This window comes from Cryptosporangium minutisporangium, from assembly GCF_039536245.1.
Taxonomy (GTDB): Bacteria; Actinomycetota; Actinomycetes; order Mycobacteriales; family Cryptosporangiaceae; genus Cryptosporangium; species Cryptosporangium minutisporangium.
In genome coordinates, this window is sequence record NZ_BAAAYN010000017.1 from 91,339 (window position 1) to 108,006 (window position 16,668).

The 16,668-nt window shown below is 71.0% G+C and carries 16 protein-coding genes; 5 read left to right on the forward strand and 11 right to left on the reverse strand.

Annotated elements, in window-relative coordinates:
- Positions 1–135: 135 nt before the first annotated feature.
- The 4 genes from ABEB28_RS12215 to ABEB28_RS12230 form a co-directional block, all read right to left on the reverse strand.
- Positions 136–558, reverse strand: coding sequence for a DUF2530 domain-containing protein (locus ABEB28_RS12215; protein ID WP_345728159.1), 423 nt, complete (start codon positions 556–558; stop codon positions 136–138).
- A gap of 118 nt (positions 559–676) precedes the next feature.
- Positions 677–1,063 (reverse strand): hypothetical protein, encoded by a 387-nt coding sequence (locus ABEB28_RS12220; RefSeq protein ID WP_345728160.1) that lies wholly within the window; start codon positions 1,061–1,063, stop codon positions 677–679.
- 140 nt (positions 1,064–1,203) lie between these two features.
- Positions 1,204–2,487 carry an MFS transporter gene (locus ABEB28_RS12225; RefSeq protein WP_345728161.1) on the reverse strand — a complete coding sequence of 428 codons (1,284 nt, stop codon included), beginning with the start codon at positions 2,485–2,487 and terminating at the stop codon, positions 1,204–1,206.
- Complete coding sequence (locus ABEB28_RS12230) at positions 2,484–2,909, reverse strand: MarR family winged helix-turn-helix transcriptional regulator (RefSeq protein ID WP_345728623.1); 426 nt, start codon at positions 2,907–2,909, stop codon at positions 2,484–2,486. Before ABEB28_RS12230 ends, ABEB28_RS12225 begins: the two co-directional genes overlap by 4 nt.
- Positions 2,910–3,214: 305 nt before the next feature.
- Between ABEB28_RS12230 and thpR the strand changes: the two genes are divergently transcribed.
- Both thpR and ABEB28_RS12240 read left to right on the forward strand, forming a co-directional pair.
- Positions 3,215–3,775, forward strand: coding sequence for an RNA 2',3'-cyclic phosphodiesterase (thpR, locus tag ABEB28_RS12235; RefSeq protein ID WP_345728162.1), 561 nt, complete (start codon positions 3,215–3,217; stop codon positions 3,773–3,775).
- Positions 3,776–3,848: 73 nt separating this feature from the next.
- Positions 3,849–4,655: a thioesterase family protein gene (locus ABEB28_RS12240; protein ID WP_345728163.1), complete on the forward strand. Its 807-nt coding sequence runs from the start codon at positions 3,849–3,851 to the stop codon at positions 4,653–4,655.
- 66 nt (positions 4,656–4,721) lie between these two features.
- On the opposite strand, the gene sepH is transcribed toward ABEB28_RS12240, so the two are convergent.
- From sepH to ABEB28_RS12255, 3 genes are all read right to left on the reverse strand, one after another.
- A complete protein-coding gene (sepH, locus tag ABEB28_RS12245; RefSeq protein ID WP_345728164.1) occupies positions 4,722–6,023 on the reverse strand; it encodes a septation protein SepH in 1,302 nt (433 codons plus the stop codon).
- Positions 6,024–6,328: 305 nt separating this feature from the next.
- Positions 6,329–7,462 (reverse strand): phosphoserine transaminase, encoded by a 1,134-nt coding sequence (serC, locus tag ABEB28_RS12250; RefSeq protein WP_376980332.1) that lies wholly within the window; start codon positions 7,460–7,462, stop codon positions 6,329–6,331.
- Between the two features lie 213 nt (positions 7,463–7,675).
- A complete protein-coding gene (locus tag ABEB28_RS12255) occupies positions 7,676–8,779 on the reverse strand; it encodes a citrate synthase 2 (protein ID WP_345728166.1) in 1,104 nt (367 codons plus the stop codon).
- A 513-nt stretch (positions 8,780–9,292) separates the two neighbouring features.
- Between ABEB28_RS12255 and pdxH the strand changes: the two genes are divergently transcribed.
- Entirely contained in the window at positions 9,293–9,913 is a 621-nt protein-coding gene (gene pdxH / locus ABEB28_RS12260) for a pyridoxamine 5'-phosphate oxidase (RefSeq protein WP_376980334.1), read from the forward strand.
- A gap of 119 nt (positions 9,914–10,032) precedes the next feature.
- Positions 10,033–11,241 carry an MFS transporter gene (locus tag ABEB28_RS12265; RefSeq protein WP_345728624.1) on the forward strand — a complete coding sequence of 403 codons (1,209 nt, stop codon included), beginning with the start codon at positions 10,033–10,035 and terminating at the stop codon, positions 11,239–11,241.
- A gap of 38 nt (positions 11,242–11,279) precedes the next feature.
- Here ABEB28_RS12265 and ABEB28_RS12270 read toward each other — a convergent pair whose 3' ends face one another.
- The 3 genes from ABEB28_RS12270 to ABEB28_RS12280 form a co-directional block, all read right to left on the reverse strand.
- A complete protein-coding gene (locus ABEB28_RS12270) occupies positions 11,280–12,257 on the reverse strand; it encodes a quinone oxidoreductase family protein (RefSeq protein ID WP_345728168.1) in 978 nt (325 codons plus the stop codon).
- 14 nt (positions 12,258–12,271) lie between these two features.
- Positions 12,272–13,264: a quinone oxidoreductase family protein gene (locus ABEB28_RS12275; protein WP_345728169.1), complete on the reverse strand. Its 993-nt coding sequence runs from the start codon at positions 13,262–13,264 to the stop codon at positions 12,272–12,274.
- Between the two features lie 282 nt (positions 13,265–13,546).
- Positions 13,547–14,173: a UdgX family uracil-DNA binding protein gene (locus ABEB28_RS12280; protein WP_345728170.1), complete on the reverse strand. Its 627-nt coding sequence runs from the start codon at positions 14,171–14,173 to the stop codon at positions 13,547–13,549.
- A 125-nt stretch (positions 14,174–14,298) separates the two neighbouring features.
- Between ABEB28_RS12280 and ABEB28_RS12285 the strand changes: the two genes are divergently transcribed.
- Positions 14,299–15,216, forward strand: a complete 918-nt coding sequence (locus ABEB28_RS12285; RefSeq protein WP_345728171.1) for an aldose 1-epimerase family protein — start codon at positions 14,299–14,301, stop codon at positions 15,214–15,216.
- Between the two features lie 57 nt (positions 15,217–15,273).
- Here ABEB28_RS12285 and ABEB28_RS12290 read toward each other — a convergent pair whose 3' ends face one another.
- Positions 15,274–16,635: a cryptochrome/photolyase family protein gene (locus tag ABEB28_RS12290; RefSeq protein ID WP_345728172.1), complete on the reverse strand. Its 1,362-nt coding sequence runs from the start codon at positions 16,633–16,635 to the stop codon at positions 15,274–15,276.
- Positions 16,636–16,668: the final 33 nt, after the last annotated feature.

The following is a 16,668-nucleotide window of genomic DNA, read 5'->3' on the forward strand; positions in this document are numbered from 1 at the left end:
GTTCGGGTGGGGTGACTCCACTCTCGGCGCCCGGGCTGTCAGGGCGCGCACAGGCGACTGACAGCAAGGCTCTCGGCTGACGCCGCGCTCACCGGACGCTGAGACGCGTCCTGGCTGGGCCCGTGGGGCAGATGCTCAGGCCGGTTCGGAGCGGTGACCCGGCTTCGTCAGGTCGGTGTCGGCTGCTGCCTCGCCGGTCGAGTGCGCGGCGTCAGAGGTGCTCGCGGACGCGGTCGGGGCGGCCGGACCGGTCGGGTCGACGACGGACGCCACGGAGTCGGTCGGCGGGGCTCCGGGCGGCTGCTCGGCGCGCGCCGCGGCCACTCGTCCGAGCCGCGAACGACGACGGCGGAGGAACGCGATCCCGATCAAGCCGAGCACGAAGCCGGCGACGCACGTCCAGATCCACCACGTGTCGTCGTTCCGAGCGAGCCAGTTCCGGCCGAAGGTGGCCAGCACGAGGGCGGCGATGCCCCAGAGCGCGGTGCCGGCCGTGACGACGCTGACCGCGTCGACATCCAAGGGCTCCGGCGTCGGACGAGTCGGACGGCGAGCCATATCGGCAGCGTAACGCGGAAGACCACGGCCCGGCGCCGAGGGGCGACGCCGGGCCGGACAGGTGAACTCTTTTCGAGAGAAGGCCGGAGCTGGAGCGGGTCCGGTACGGACCGCAGCGTCAGTCGCAGGCGTTCTTGAACTTGACTCCGGCGGCCGTGACCTCGCTGGAGTCCGGAACAGTCGGGTTGGACGCCGTCGACGCGTTCGTCACCGTGTCGCCGAGCTTGTCGTAGGCGGCGCCGAGGTCCCGGGTGGCGTCCTGGAGATCGCCGTCCCCCTTCTCACCCTCGGAGCGGATCTTGTCCGCGAGGTCGTGGTACGACTGGCCGAGCGCCTTCGGGTCGTCGATGTTCTGCACCGACTGCGTGGTGAAGTTCTGGACCTCCTTCTTGATGTTCTCGCAGGCCTCCGTGTTGTCGGCGCCGACGATTCCGCACGCGAGGGTGCTGCTTAACGCCGCGACCGCGATCGCGGCTCCGACGAGCCGCGGGATCACTCGAGACATCCTGCATTCCTTTCCCCGTTGAGACGGCCGGGTGGGTACCCCCCGGGCGCCGCTGACAGCGGGGAAGCTAGCAGGAAGGATCGGACGTTCTCCGGCATAGTCGCTAAGACGTCACAGGCTTCACTGTTGCCACTGAAGTATCAGGATTTGACTCCTGTGGCGGCGGGTGCCCGGTCGGCGGGGGCCTCCCGCTCGGCCGGGACGGCGGGCCGTTTACGGGCGCGCATCCGGGCCACCGCGAGAGCGGCCGCCGCGATCAACACCGCGATCCCGCCGATCAGGAGCCCCGCGCGGGGCCCGTACCGCTCCGAGATCGGACCGATGATCAGCGAGCCGAGCGGCGTGCCGCCGAGGAACACCAGCATGTACAGCGACATCACACGACCGCGCAGATGCGCAGGCGTACCGAGCTGCACGCGGGCGTTCGCGGCGTTGTTGTGCGCGATGAAGGCGAGCCCCACGAACAGCAGGACGAGCGCCGCGATGCCGAAGTTCGGCGTGAACGCCACCGCGCACTCCAGTGCACCGAACGCGGCCGCGCAGGCGAGCACCCAGCGAGCCGACGGCCGCGTGGTACGGCGTGCCCCGATCAGCGCACCGATCAGCGCTCCACCCGCGAAGGCCGCGGAGAGCAGCCCGAACGAGGCCGGACCGACGTCGAACTCCACCTTGGCCAGTAGCGGCAGCGTCAGATTGAAGTTCATGCCAAGCGTGCCGAGCACCGACATCATCGCGATGACCAGCAGCAAATCCCTGCGGCCCCAGACGAACCGCAGCCCTTCCGTCACCTGACCGCGAGCCCGCTCGACCCGGCGGCCGGTGAGCAACTCGCTCGGGCGCATCGCGAACAGTCCGGCCAGCACCGCCAGGTAGGACGCCCCGTTGATCAGGAACGCCGGTCCCACACCCACCCCGGCGATGACCAGGCCACCGACCGCAGGCCCCAGCAACCGGGCGGAGTTGAACGTCGCGGAGTTGAGCGAGACCGCGTTCGGCAGCCGGTCGGGACCGACCATCTCGGAGATGAACGACTGCCGGGCCGGGGTGTCGAACGCGTTGACCGTGCCGAGCAGCAGCGCGAACACGTAGACGTTCCAGAGTGCCGCGGTGCCGGTCACGACCAGCACGCCCATTCCGAGGGCGAGCAGCATCGAGATCAACTGGGTGACGAGCAGCACCTTGCGCTTGTCCAGCCGGTCGGCGAGCGCTCCGGCCCACAGCGTCAGCAGCAGCACCGGCGTGAACTGCAACGCGGTGACGATGCCGAGCGCGGTACCGGAGTTGTCGGACAGGTCGAGCACCAGCCAGTCCTGGGCGGTGGTCTGCATCCAGGTGCCGGTGAGCGAGACGATCTGCCCGCTGGCGAACAGCCGGTAGTTCCGGACGCGCAGCGACGCGAACATCGCGCGATACCCCGGGCTCATGCGCGCGCCAGCCGGTCGAGGATCGCCACCGCGGCACGGAGTGCGGCCTGGTCGGCTTCATCGAGCTCGGCCAGGCGGGCGGCGAGCCACGCTTCCCGCGCCTGACGGTCGGCGACGATCAACGCCTCGCCTGCGGGCGTCGTCGAGAGCACGATCTGGCGTCCGTCGGTCGGGTGCGGTGCGCGCCGGACCAGGCCACGCTCCTCCAGCGCCGCCACGGTGCGGGTGGCGGCCGGCGGTTGAATCCGCTCGATCTCGGCCAGCCGACGCGGCGTCAGGTTTCCGCCGCCGTTCGCGACCGTGAACAGCGCCGAGATCTGCGTCATCGTCAGGCCGTGCCGCGGACGTTCGGCCCGCAGCCGACGGACGAATCGCCCGGCGGCGGAGCGCAGTCGGACCGCGAGCTCGTCGTGGGCGGGGATATCGGTGGAGTCGGTACCGGTGGAGTCGGTACCGGTGGAGTCGGTACCGGTGGAGTCGGTACCGGTGGAGTCGGTACCGGTGGAGTCGGTACCGGTGGATAGGTCGCGTAGCGCGGGTATGGCCGTCACAGCGGACGTGGAGTGCTCGGGCATTTCCTCTCGGTAGCCCCCTCAGTTGGTGCAGACAACTCGTTACCTGAGGTAACGATCTCTCGGATCTCTGCATTCCGCCAGTGCTGCCGACAGTCGAGTCGCTCACGTCGGCTGGAGCCGCCGCGCGCAGCAGCAGTGCGATGCTCTCCGGCATGCGTCTGTTCGTAGCGGTGCTGCCGCCGCCCGCGGCCGTGGAGCATCTCCGGGAAACCGTGGAGAAGCTGAACGTGGTCCGTGCCGGCGCCGGGGCGGTCCGGACCGAGCTCTGGCACCTGACGCTCGCGTTCCTCGGCGAGATCGAGGAGGAGCGGCTCGCGGCGGTGACCGAGCGCCTCGCGGAGGGCGCAGCGGCGGGCCGAGCGGGCACCCTGGCACTGGCCGGTGGCGGACGCTTCGGGGAGACGGTCCTGTGGGTGGGGGTGACCGGTGACGTCGAGGCACTCGGACGCACGGCGCGCGCGCTCCGCCGGCACCTGCGCGCGGCGCGGGTGGTGCTGGAGCGGCGACCGTTCCGGCCGCACCTGACGCTCGCCCGGCCGCGTGGCCGGGTCACCGCGGACGAGCTGCGGGCTGACGTCGCGGCGTTGCAGGCCTACGCGGGACCACCGTGGGTCGCCAGCCGAGTGCACTTGATGCGCAGCACGCAACATCGCACCCCGGAAGGCACACAAGCGGTCAGCTATCAATCACTGACCGACTGGCCTCTTGAATAAGTTTGTTGCTGGTTGCAAGTCGACGCGTGCAGAACAGGGGCAGCGTCGGGTGCGGTCTGGCAGGCTGGGCTGCGTGCTGGAGATCCATACCGAGATCCGGGAGACCGGTCCAGATCGGTACGCAACACTCATCGACGGCGGTTGGGCGATCGGTTCTTCGCTCAACGGGGGTTATCTTCAGCTTCCGGTAGTGAGAGCCGTGCTCGCGGCGGAGGGCCATCCACACCCCGTCGCGGTGACCACCGATTTCCTGACGGCTCCGCACGCCGGCGAAGCGGAGATCGTGGTCGAGCGGCTGCGTACCGGGAAGACGGTCGGCACGAGCCGGGCGACGCTGATCCAGGACGGGCAGCCGGTACTGGTGTCCTCGGTGGTCACGAGCACGCTCGACTCGAGCAATCCGGACGTCGACCTCGCGCCGCCGATCGAGCTGCCCTCCCCCGACCAGTGCACGCGGATTCGGTCGGACGTCATGCCCGGGACGCGCCTGGGGCTGATGGACCACGTGGACGTCCGGCTCGCACCGGAGTTCGCGAACCTGCTGCGCGGACGTCCGGACGGGAGCATGGCGTTGCGCGGGTGGGCGCGGATGGTGGACGGGCGGGACCCGGATCCGCTGGTCTGCCTGCTCGCCGCGGACGCGTTCCCGCCGGTGACGTTCACCATCGGACGGTACGGCTGGGCACCGACCGTCCAGCTGACGACGTACCTGCGGGTGCTGCCTTCGCCGGGGTGGCTGCGGGCCGAACTGCGCGGGCGCGTGCTCGCGTCGGGTTGGTTCGACGAGGACTGCACGATCCGCGACTCGGCCGGCCGCCTGGTAGCCCAGTCCCGCCAGATAGCCCGTATCCCCCGCGTCCCCGCCCCCACCGAGAACTAGGTCCGCCCAGATACGCCAAATCCGCCTCCACGCGCGCTGTGGAGGCGGATTTGGCGGATATTCGCGTCAGGACCTACGCGCGCCTGAGCCGAACAGGATGTCGTCCCAGCTGGGGAGCTCGGCCTTGCGTGACCGGCCACTGCCGCCCTTGGCAGGCGGTGCCGACGTCGGGTTCGCCGCGGGCGGCGTCCCCACACCGGTCGGGTCGAGCCGCTCCCGCCAGTCGCTCCGCCCGGCGAAGTTGTTCCCGCCGCCGGGCGCTGCCGGCTGCGGCTGCTCCCCACCGGTCGTCAGGTCACCACGTCGTCCCGCCGGACGCCGCGGGTCGTCGCCCCACGGGTCGGGACGCCGCACCTCGTCGGGGCGCGGACCGGCCGCAGCCGCCGGACGCGGCTCGTCGAGCCACCCGGCACCCCGCAGCCCGTCCCGTCCGGACGCGACGACCGGCGCAGGACCGGCCTCCGCGGCGGGCGGCTCCGGGGTCGGCGTCTCCCGCGGGGACGGCTCCGGACGGCGCAGGTCGTCGAAGCGCGGATCGAGCGGGCGACCACGACCGCTCTCGCGAGCCGCCGCCTGACGCAGGTCGCCGCGCCCCTCGCGAGGCAGTTCGCGCGGCACCTCCCGCGCCGGTGCGGCGACCGCTTCGGTGACCGCGGGCTCCTCCCGACGACGCTCGTCGCGCCGCCGCAGCATCGACAGTGCGGGGACGACCGGACCCTCCTTCGGGTCCGCGTCGTCCGGAAGCTTGCCTGCCGGAAGTCCGAACGCGAGCATCTGCTCGTCCGGTCCGATCAGGATGTCCTGGTTCTCGCTGGACAGGAAGTTCGCCATCTCGTCGACCGGCGTCACCATCGTCCGCGTCCGGTCGAGATCCCAGATCGCGTGCGCGGTCGCCTTCCCGGACGGCCACGTGGCGGTGGTACGCCAACCGCCGTCGTCCCGCCGGTAGCTGTCCCACGCCACGGTCTCCACGTCGATTCCGTGCGCCCGGAGGCGCCCGTCGACGACGTCCGCGAGGGTTTGGCCGCTGTCGGCTCCCCGCAGGCGAGTGCGGCGGGCGAGCTGCGCCATGGCGGCCCGCTCCTGCAGCACCGGCCCGGCGAACCGCAGGACCTTCTCCATCGGAACGTTCGCCAGCCGAGCGACGTGCTCCGCCGACTCGCCGGAACGGATCCGGGACTGTATGTCTCGCGGCGTCAACGTCGCCTCCACATCCATCGATAGCTGACCGGGGGTACCGGTCCGCTCCCGCTGGACGGCGGCGATCACCTGGTCGTCGATGGCGAGCGAAAGCATCCGCCCGACCTCGTCGGTCAGAATCATGGCCTGCCCGTCAGCGGAGAGCGCGACGAACCGCAACGGTCGCATTGCGACCTCCCTCTCCAGACACCGGCGAGCGTGCCCACCATACGACGGCAGGGCGCGTATGCCCCGCATACCACGCCGAATGGGCGCGCCGTTCTCCGGCCATGCCAACGGTACGCACTAATAGTCCCGTTTGTCTGTCCCGACGCGCCACTCGTCTTTGTACTGACCCGGAGCCCGCCCAGGACGAGGCTGGCACTCGAGCGCGAGGCCGCAGCGAACCACGGATCCGCCGGTGTCGGGCGCCGCTCGAGGCAGCTTCCGCTGGGCTCGACCTTGCTGTGGTCTCAAGGCCTCGCGCTCGCCTGTCAGGCTCGCCCCCTGGGCGGGCTGCCCACAACAAAGTCGATGGCGGCGGTTAGCTTGGCTACGTCGGCGGGGTCGATGCCGGGGAACATCGCGATCCGCAGTTGGTTCCGCCCGAGCTTGCGGTACGGCTCAGTGTCCACAATCCCGTTCGCCCGGAGCACCTTGGCGACCGCAGCCGCGTCCACCGACTCGTCGAAGTCGATCGTCCCGACGACGTTCGACCGCTTGGCCGGGTCCTTGACGTAGGGCGCGGCGAACGTGGACGCCTCGGCCCACTCGTAGAGGGTCCGGGCCGACTCGGCCGAGCGCTCGGTCGTCCACCGCAGACCGCCCTGGCTGTTGAACCAGTCGACCTGCTCGGCGGCGAGGAAGATCGTCGTCAGCGCCGGGGTGTTGTACGTCTGGTCCTTACGCGAGTTGTCGATCGCGGTAGCGAGATCCAGGAACGCGGGGATGTAGCGCCCCGACGCGCTGATCTCTTCCACGCGGGAAAGAGCGGCCGGCGACAGGAACGCCAGCCACAGGCCGCCCTCGCTGCCCAGGCCCTTCTGCGGCGCGAAGTAGTACACGTCGGTCTCCGACACGTCCACCGCGAGACCGGCCGCCGCCGACGTCCCGTCGTGGAGCATCAGGTGCTCACCGGGCACCCGCTTCACCGCGATCGCGACGCCGGTCGACGTCTCGTTGTGCGGGGTGGCGTAGACGTCGACGCCGTCCTCGAACTCGAAGACCGGGGCGTCACCGGGGGCCGACTCGACGATCGTGGGGTCGCCCAGGAACGGCGCGATCTTCGCGGCCTTGGCGAACTTCGCCCCGAACTCGCCGAACGAGAGGAACTGCGCTCGGTCGCGGATCAGGCCGAACACCGCCGCTTCCCAGAACGCGGTGGTGCCACCGACGCCGAGTACTACCTCGTAACCGTCGGGGAGCGTGAACAGCTCGGCCAGGCCGGACTTCAGCCGCGCCACCTGGCTGCGGACGGTCGCCTGCCGGTGCGACGTCCCGAGGAAGCTCCGCCCGGTCCCGACGAGTGCGTCCACCGATTCCGGACGGACCTTCGACGGGCCGGAGCCGAACCGGCCGTCGGCGGGCAACAACTCGGCGGGGATCGTGACGCTCACGGGCTTGATCAGCGCTCCTTCAGCATTCCGGTCGACGACGTTGCTGGCGGCTTCCGTGCCGCGACGATCCTCCCACCCGCGCGGCGAGGTGCCGAACCAGTTCCTGGGGACGCTCGGCGCGCGCCGAGCGTCCGCAGGAAATACGTACGGGCACGGGCGGCAGGTCACCGAGACACACGAAGGGCGAGCCGCCCTTCGGCGGCCCGCCCTTCGGTGTGGAAAAGATCAGCCGTGCTGGATCGTGTCCCAGCCCTCGACCTCGTCGGGCCGACGCGGGCCCGGGCCGGTGTAGAGCGCGGACGGGCGCACGAGCTTGTTCAGGTTCTTCTGCTCGACGACGTGAGCCGACCAGCCGGCCGTCCGCGCGCAGGTGAACATCGAGGTGAACATGTGCGCCGGAACCTCGGCGAAGTCGAGGACGACCGCGGACCAGAACTCGACGTTGGTGGCGAGCACCCGGTCGGGGCGGCGGGCGTGCAACTCGGCCAGCGCGGCCTTCTCCAGCGCCTCGGCGACCTCGAAGCGGGTGCTGCCGAGCTCCTTGGCGGTCTTGCGGAGCACCGCGGCCCGCGGGTCCTCGGCCCGGTAGACCCGGTGCCCGAAGCCCATCAGCCGCTCGCCCTTGTCGAGTGCGTTCTTGACCCACGCCTCGGCGTTGCCCGACTTCTCGACCTCGTCGAGCATCTTGAGCACGCGCGACGGGGCGCCACCGTGCAGCGGGCCGGACATCGAGCCGATCGCGGACGAGATGCAGGCGGCACAGTCGGCGCCGGTACCCGCGGCCACCCGAGCGGTGAACGTCGAGGCGTTCAGCCCGTGCTCGGCGGCGGAGATGAAGTAGGCGTCGACGGCCTGGACGTGCTTCGGGTCGGGCTCGCCGCGCCAGCGGATCATGAACCGCTCGACGATCGTGTTCGCCTTGTCGATCTCACGCTGCGGGACCGCCGGTAGGCCGATGCCCCGGGCCGACTGCGCGACGAACGAGAGCGCGGTGACCGAGATGCGAGCGAGGTCCTCGCGCGCCTGCTCCGGGCCGATGTCGATGAGCTGCTTCAGGCCCCAGTAGGGGGCCAGCATCGCGATCGCGGCTTGGACGTCGACCCGGATGTCGCCGGAGTGCACCGGCACCGGGAACGGCTCCGCGGGCGGCAGGCCCGGGCCGAACTTGCCGTCCACCAGCAACGCCCAGACGTTGCCGAACGAGACCTTGCCGACCAGGTCTTCGATATTGACGCCGCGGTAGCGCAGCGCGCCACCGTCGCGGTCTGGCTCGGCGATCTCGGTGTGGAAGGCTACGACGCCTTCGAGCCCCGGTTTGAACTCCGACATGGCTGGCTCAGCTCCCAGTGGTCTTCGGTGGCGGTACGCCCCGGCCGGCTCGACCGGCGGTGGGCTGTAGCCGACCACCAGTCGGGAACGTTTCTGTCATCTTCCTACCGTTCCCCGGTGGTCCGCGAGGTCAGACCGGACCAAGCCCATTGTGATCGTGTCGCAGCCCACATCCTCGGAGGACACGGCGGCGACATGAGCGCGTCACGAAACGGCCACACCTTCCGGCGGACGGTAACCATTCCCCGCATCGCCCCTGGATGGGGTAAAGCCGTCCGGGCGGTTACCACCCGATTTCCACCGGCGGGACGGGCTTAAAGTTGTGTCGGCCACACATTGGCCGGGGACGGAGGAATCGTGGACGGACCTGACCGGCGCGACGAGCCAGACGGCGCGACGCCCGCTGCTGCGGCTGCCGCGGAGGTGGCCGCCGCGGCCGAAGCCGCAGCTGCCCAGTCCGGCACGGGCGCCGCCGAGCTCGCGGCAGCGGTGGTCGTCTCGCAGGTCGGCGGGATGCGGGTCGGCTACGAGCGTGGGCAGCTCACCGAGAACCTCCTCGCCGATACCTGGTTCGCCCAGTTCAGCGCCTGGTTCGCCGAAGCCGTCGCGGCTCCGGAGATCATCGAGCCGAACGCGATGGTGGTGGCCACCGCGGCGGCCAACGGGACGCCGAGCGCGAGAACGGTGCTGCTCAAGGACGCCGACGAGCGCGGCCTGACGTTCTACACCCACTACCCGTCCCGGAAGGGCCGGGAGCTGACCGAGAACCCCCGGGCGACGCTCCTCTTCCCCTGGCATCCGATCCAGCGTCAGGTGAACATCGCCGGCACGGTCCGCCGCGTCGATCCGGCCGAGTCGGACGCGTACTGGAGTTCACGGCCGCGAGGTTCCCGGCTCGGGTCCGCAGCGAGCCCTCAGTCCCGGGTCGTGCCCGACCGGGCCACGCTCGAGCACGCCGAGGCCGAGCTCGCGGCCCGCTACCCCGATGACGTGCCGCGGCCGGACACCTGGGGCGGGTTCCGGGTGGTGCCGCACACCGTCGAGTTCTGGCAGGGACGCCCGGACCGGCTGCACGATCGGCTGCGCTACCGGCGGGACGGCGAGACCTGGGTCGTCGAGAGGCTCGCTCCGTGAGTGGTTCGCCCGACGCCACCGGCACGGGCGCGGAGACCACCGCGGAGGAGACCAGCCGATCGACCGGGGGCGCTGCGCCGCCTGCTGCGCCCCCGCCACGCGGCCCCTGGTGGCGGCGCGTGCTGGTGGACACCCGTCCGCTGCGGCAGACGGCATACCGGCGCTTGTTCGTCGGCCAGAGCGTCTCGTTCATCGGGTACCAGATCACCGCGGTCGCAGTTCCCGTACAGATGTACGCGATCACCGACTCCTCGTTCTGGGTCGGCATGCTCGGCCTGGCGGCGCTGGTGCCGCTGATCCTGTTCGGGCTCTGGGGCGGTGCGGTCGCCGACGCGATCGATCGACGGACGCTGCTGCTGATCTCGTCCGCAGTCGTCTGGGGGGCCACCGGCGCGCTGGTCGTGCAGGCGGTGCTCGGCCTGAACAGCACCTGGCTGCTGCTCGGGCTGACCGCGGTGCAGTCGGGAGCGTTCGCGGTGAGCGGACCCACCCGCAGCGCGATCATTCCGCGGTTGGTGCCGCGCGAGCAGGTGGCTTCGGCGAACACGCTGAACTTCACCGCGAGCAACTTCGGCACGGTGATCGGGCCGCTGCTGGCCGGCCTCCTCCTCGCGCGGTGGTCGTACGCCGTCGCCTACGCGGTCGACGCGGTGTTGTTCACGGTGGCGCTGTACGCGGCCGTGCGGTTGCCGCACCTGGCACCGACCGGGGAGCGGGTCAGCCCGGGGCTGCGCGCGGTCGGTCAGGGACTGGCCTTCATCATCCTGAAGCCGGTGCTGCTGATGTCGTTCGCGGTGGACATCATCGCGATGGTATTCGCGATGCCGCGGGCGCTGTTCCCGCAGGTCGCGAACGAGTGGTACGGCGGCCCGGGTGCCGTCGGCTGGCTGTACGCGGCGATCGCGATCGGGTCGGTGCTCGCCGGGCTGTCGTCCGGCTGGATCGGGCGGGTGCGTCGGCAAGGGCTCGCGCTCACGCTCGCGGTGATCGGCTGGGGCACAGCGGTGGCCGCGGCCGGGCTGGCGCGTCAGCTCTGGCTGGTCGTCGTGCTGCTGGCGCTGGCCGGTGCCGCCGACCTGGTGTCAGCGGTGTACCGGCAGACGATCCTGCAGGTCTACGCACCGGACGAGATGCGCGGACGGATGCAGGGGGTGTTCATGGTGGTCGTGGCCGGAGGACCGCGGCTGGGCGACCTGCGGGCGGGCGCCACCGAGTCCTGGTTCGGCCCGACCGTGTCCTGGGTCGGTGGCGGCTTGCTCTGCGTCGTCCTGGTCGTGCTGTTGACCCTCGCCGTCCCGAAGCTCATCAAGTACGACGGAGCGCCATAGCGTTTCGTCCGGACCTGGAGCCCGCCCAGGGCCGTGCACTAGGGCAGCAGGACCGTGCTGCCGGTCGTGGCGCGGGATTCCAGGGCCCGATGGGCATTCGCGGTCTCCGCCAGTGCGAAGCGCTGCCCGATGTTCGGGTCGATCACGCCGCGCTCGACCAGCTCGAACAACTCCGCCGCCGCGGCCCGGAGCTCGTTGCGGTCGCTCAGGTAGTGCGCCATCGTCGGTCGGGTCACGAACAGCGACCCCTTCGACGCGAGGATGCCCAGGTTGACCCCGGTCACCGGCCCGGACGCGTTGCCGAACGAGACCATCAGGCCCCGCGGCCGCAGACAGTCGAGCGAGTTCTCGAACGTCGCCGCACCCACCGAGTCGTAGACGACCGGGACACCTGCGCCGTCGGTCAGCTCCCGTACCCGGGCCGCCACGTCCTCCTCGCTGTAGAGGATCACGTCCCGGTACCCGTTCGCGGTCGCGATCTTCGCCTTCTCGGCGCTGCCGACCGTCCCGATCGCCCGGACCCCGAGGTGACGCAGCCACTGCCCGGCGATCAGCCCGACGCCGCCCGCAGCGGCGTGGAACACCACGGTCTCCCCCGGCTGCACCGGGTAGGTGCGCCGCAGCAGGTACCAGGCCGTGAGGCCCTTGAGCAGCACGGCTGCCGCCGCCTCGTCGGGCACACCGTCCGGAATCGGCACCAGGCAGTCCGCCGGGACGTTCTGCGCGGTCGCGTACGTCCCGAGCGGGCCGGTCGCGTGCGCCACCCGGTCACCGACGGCCAGGCCGGCCGTGCCCTCGCCCAGCTCGGTGACGACGCCCGTCGCCTCGGCACCGAGCGCCGACGGCAGTTCCACGGGGTACAGCCCGGTCCGCCGATAGGTATCCACGAAGTTCAGGCCGATCGCGGTGATCCGGATCCGAACCTCGCCCCGTCCTGGCGGCGGCAGCTCGATCTCCTCGTACCGCAGGACCTCCGGGCCGCCGGTCTCGTGGAAGCGGATCCCGTAGTCAGGCATGTGGAGCCTCCTCGTCAGGGTAGGAGAACCGTAGCGCCGACGGTGGCTCGCGACTCCAGCGCTTCCTGGGCCTTCCCGGCATCGGCGAGGTCGAACCGCTGCCGCAGGTTCGGCCGGATCACCCCGCGCGCGACCAGACCCAGCACCTCGGCGGACGCCGCCCGCAGCGTCGCCGTGTCAGGGAGGTAGGCGTCCAGCGTGGGACGGGTGACGAACAGCGATCCCTTCGCCGCGAGGATGCCCAGCTCGACGCCGGTCACCGGGCCGGAGATGCTGCCGAACGAGACCAGCAAGCCGCGCGGCCGTAAGGCGTCCAGCGAGGTGGCGAACGTGGCGGCGCCGACCGGGTCGTAGACCACCGGCACGCCGACGCCGTCGGTCAGGTCCCGGGCTCGAGCGGCCAGGTCGTCGGTGCGGTAGAGCACGACCTCGTCGTAGCCGTTGTCGACCGCGAGGCGCACCTTGTCCGCCGACCCGACCGTGCCGATCGCGCGGACGCCCAGGTGGCTCAACCACTGGCCGGCGACCAGCCCGACGCCGCCCGCCGCAGCGTGGAAAACGACGGTCTCGCCCGCCTGCACCGGATGGACGTGCCGGATCAGTGCCCACACCAGCAAACCCTTGGCGAGGACCGCCACGGCGTCTTCGTCGCCCACCTCCGGCGGGAGCGGGACCAGCGCGTCGGCGGGCACGTTGCGGGTGGTGGCGTAGGCACCGAGCGGGACGGTCGCGTACGCCACCCGGTCGCCGACCGCGAAGTCGGACGTCGGACGTCGGCGGGTAGCGGGCCCGATCGCCTCGACGACGCCCGCCGCCGAGCTACCGAGGCCGGTGGGGAGCGGGACGTCGAGCCGCCCGCAGCGGTGCAGCACGTCGAGGTAGCTCAGATCGACCGCGGTCTGCCGGATGCGAATCTCGCCGGGGCCCGGTGGTGGTACCTCGATCGGCTCGGGCGTCAAGACCTCCGGGCCGCCGGTGGTACGTAACCGGATCGCGTAGTCGGACACACGTGCCTCCAGTTCCCAGGCGGCTCCGGCGCCGCATCTGACCAGCGTAAACCGGAAATAGAGGCATTCCCTACCAGTGCGTGGGGAATTAGACCGACGCCACACCGCCGCCCGGGCGGGGGCCAGCCGTGAATTTTCGGGAAGACCACCGCTCCGGGCGGGCGCGCGGACGGATTTTCGGGAAGACCACCGCTCGCGGCGGGCGCGGGGCGGATTGTCGGGAAAACCACCCGCCCACGCGGGCTCGCGCCGCCCCGCTCGGGATGCGGCGGTGGTACGGGGTCAGGCGACGGCTCGGGCCGCCACCGTGAGATCCGCGACGAGGTCCGCGTAACCCTTCTCGCGGGCGTCGTCCGGCATCCGCAGGATCGCCGACGGGTGGATCGTGATCAGCGCCTTCGTGCGCTCCTCGGCACCGGGGCCGGTGTACTGCAGCAGCTCACCGCGGTCCTTGGTCACCCGGTACTTCGAGCCGAGCAGCGCCTTCACCGCGGTCGCGCCGAGGCACACCACCACCTCCGGGTGCACGGCCGAGATCTCGGCGGCCACCCAGGGATTGCACGCGCGGATGTGCTCCGGCTGCGGCGTCTGGTGGATCCGCCGCTTGCCCCGCTGCTCGAACCGGAAGTGTTTCACCGCGTTGGTCACGTAGACCGCGCCCTGCTCGAATCCGGCCTCGGCGACCGCCCGCTGCAACAGCTTGCCCGCCGGACCCACGAACGGCAGCCCGCGCTGGTCCTCGACGTCGCCCGGCTGCTCCCCCACGAGCAGCACTTTCGCCTCCGGGTTGCCGGCACCGAACACGGTCTGGGTGGCCGGCGCGTACAACTCACACGCGGTACATCCGGCAGCGACTGCCTTGAGCGCCGGGAGGTCCGCTTGGGCGGGGATGAGAGTGCTGGCGTCCATCGCCCGATATCGTGCCCCGAACGGAGTGCTCTATGCATTCCCAAACGCATGACTGCCCGGTGTCGGCCCGGTCCGGTGATCGGGTCGAAGCACCTGGGTGATCTTCCCGACGATGTGGAGGCTCGATGGCGGCGCGGTGGAACATCCCGTCCGGACATCAGTGGACGATCGAGGCGGGTACCCAGCGGGCGACGCTGGTCGAGATCGGTGGTGGTATCCGCGAGTACACGGTGAACGGTCGGGAGATCCTGGCCGGATACCCGGCCGACGCGATGGCGGCGAAGGGGGTCGGCCAGATCCTGGCGCCGTGGCCGAACCGGATCAGAGACGGCAAGTACACGTTCGGCGGCGAAGACCACAAGCTGTCCTGGGACGAGCCGGAGAAGCGCACTGCGATCCACGGTCTGGTTCGCTGGGAGATGTGGGACCGGCTGGACCACACCCCGACCGCGGTGACGTTGGCCCGGACCGTCCAGCCGCGACCGGGTTACCCGTTCGCGCTCGTCCTGCGGGTGCACTACTCGCTGGGCAAGGACGGTCTCAAGGTCGAGCACCAGGCGACGAACGTCGGGCCGAACCCGGCGCCGTTCGGCCTGGGCATCCACCCGTACCTGACGCTCGGCGGCGAACCGCTGGACGACGCGACCCTGCGGCTGCCCGCCGGTCGCCGGATCCTCACCGACGAACGTCTGCTGCCGACCGGCGTCGAGGACGTCGACGGCACCGAGTGGGACTACCGCAAGGGCCGGAAGATCGGCTCCGCCTCGCTGGACACGCCGTTCGTCGTCACCGAGCGGGACGCGGACGGCATCGCGGTCTCCGAGCTGGTCGACGCCGAAGGGCGCGGCGGGCAGCTCTGGCAGGACGCGTCGTTCGGCTGGGTGCAGGCCTACAACGGGGTCGGGCCGAACGGCGTGGCGAACCAGGCCGTCGCGGTCGAGCCGATGACGTGCCCGCCGGACGCGTTCAACTCCGGCGAAGGCCTGATCACACTGCAACCAGGCGAACGCTGGAGCGGTACGTGGGGCGTGCGTCCCCTCTAAGCCGATCGAGGCGTTGCACGTTCTCGTGCCGCATGACGGAGCAGAATGTGCAACGCCTCAGGCGCGGACCTCGTCGAAGCGGGCCAGGGTCTCTCGGCGTTCGGCTGCGTGGTCGACGATCGGCTTGGGATACCCGTCCGGGGGCTTCGGCAGCGTCCAGGGCTCGTGCACCGCACCGCCCCCGACCCCGGCGAGTTCCGGCACCCACCGGCGCACGTAGGCCCCGTCGGGGTCGAACTTCTTGCCCTGCGTCACCGGGTTGAACACCCGGACGTACGGCGCCGCGTCCGTTCCGGTGCCGGCCACCCACTGCCAGTTGTGGTTGTTGCTCGCGTAGTCCCCGTCGACCAGCCGGTCGAGGAAGTACGCGGCTCCCCGCTGCCACGGCAGGTGCAGGTCTTTCACCAGGAACGACGCGGTGATCATCCGCACCCGGTTGTGCATCCAGCCGATCGCGCGCAGCTGCCGCATTCCGGCGTCGACGATCGGATATCCCGTGTGACCGGAAGCCCAGGCGGTGAACCGCTCGTCGGCGCGCGGCCCCGAGTCCGTCCGGATACCACCCACCCGGGCGTCCAACGACTCCCAGAGGCTCTCCGGCCGGTGGAACAGCACATCGGCGTAGAAGTCCCGCCAACACAGCTCGTTCCGGAGCGTGTCGGCGCCGACCCCGCGGTGACGGGCCAGCTCGGCCAGGATCGTCCGCGGATGCAGCTCGCCGTACTTGAGGTGGACGGACAGACCGGAGGTGCCTTCCCGGTCCGGGCGGTTCCGCTCGGTCGCGTAGTCCCGGATCGGGCCGTCCAGGAACGCGGACAACCGCTCGCGGGCGGCGTCCTCACCGGCGTCGGGAAGGTCGACGTCCGGCAGGTCGGGCACCGAGGGAGGCCCGGCGGAGTCGTGCGCGGGCAGCCAGGAGACGGCGCGCGGCGCGGCGACCGGAGCCCGCCAGCCGTGGGCGGCCCAGGCTTTGGAGTACGGCGTGAACACCCGGTACGGCGAGTCATCAGACTTCCGGACCCGGCCCGGTGCGACGGCGTACGGCGAACCCGTGCGGTGCAGCGTGACGCCGTGGCCGGTGAGCGCCTTCTCGACCTGCTGATCGCGACCCCGGCCGTACGGTCCGTAATCGGCGGCGATGTGCACCTCCTCGGCGCCGATCGCGGCGGCCACCCGGGGCACCTCCTCGACCGGATCGCCGTACCGGATCAGCAGGGCGCCGCCTAGCGACTCGTCGAGCGCGCGCAGCGACCGCACCAGATGGCTGACCCGGGGCCCTCCTGCCGCCCGCAACGGCATCGGATCCAGCACGAACAGCGCCAGAACACCGTCGTCAGCGGCGGCGCTCACCGCAGCGAGCAGCGCCGGGTTGTCGGTGAGCCGCAGATCACGGCGGAACCAGAACACGGTGTTCGGCATGCGCCCGATCCTCACCCGGCTGGTCCGGTTTCG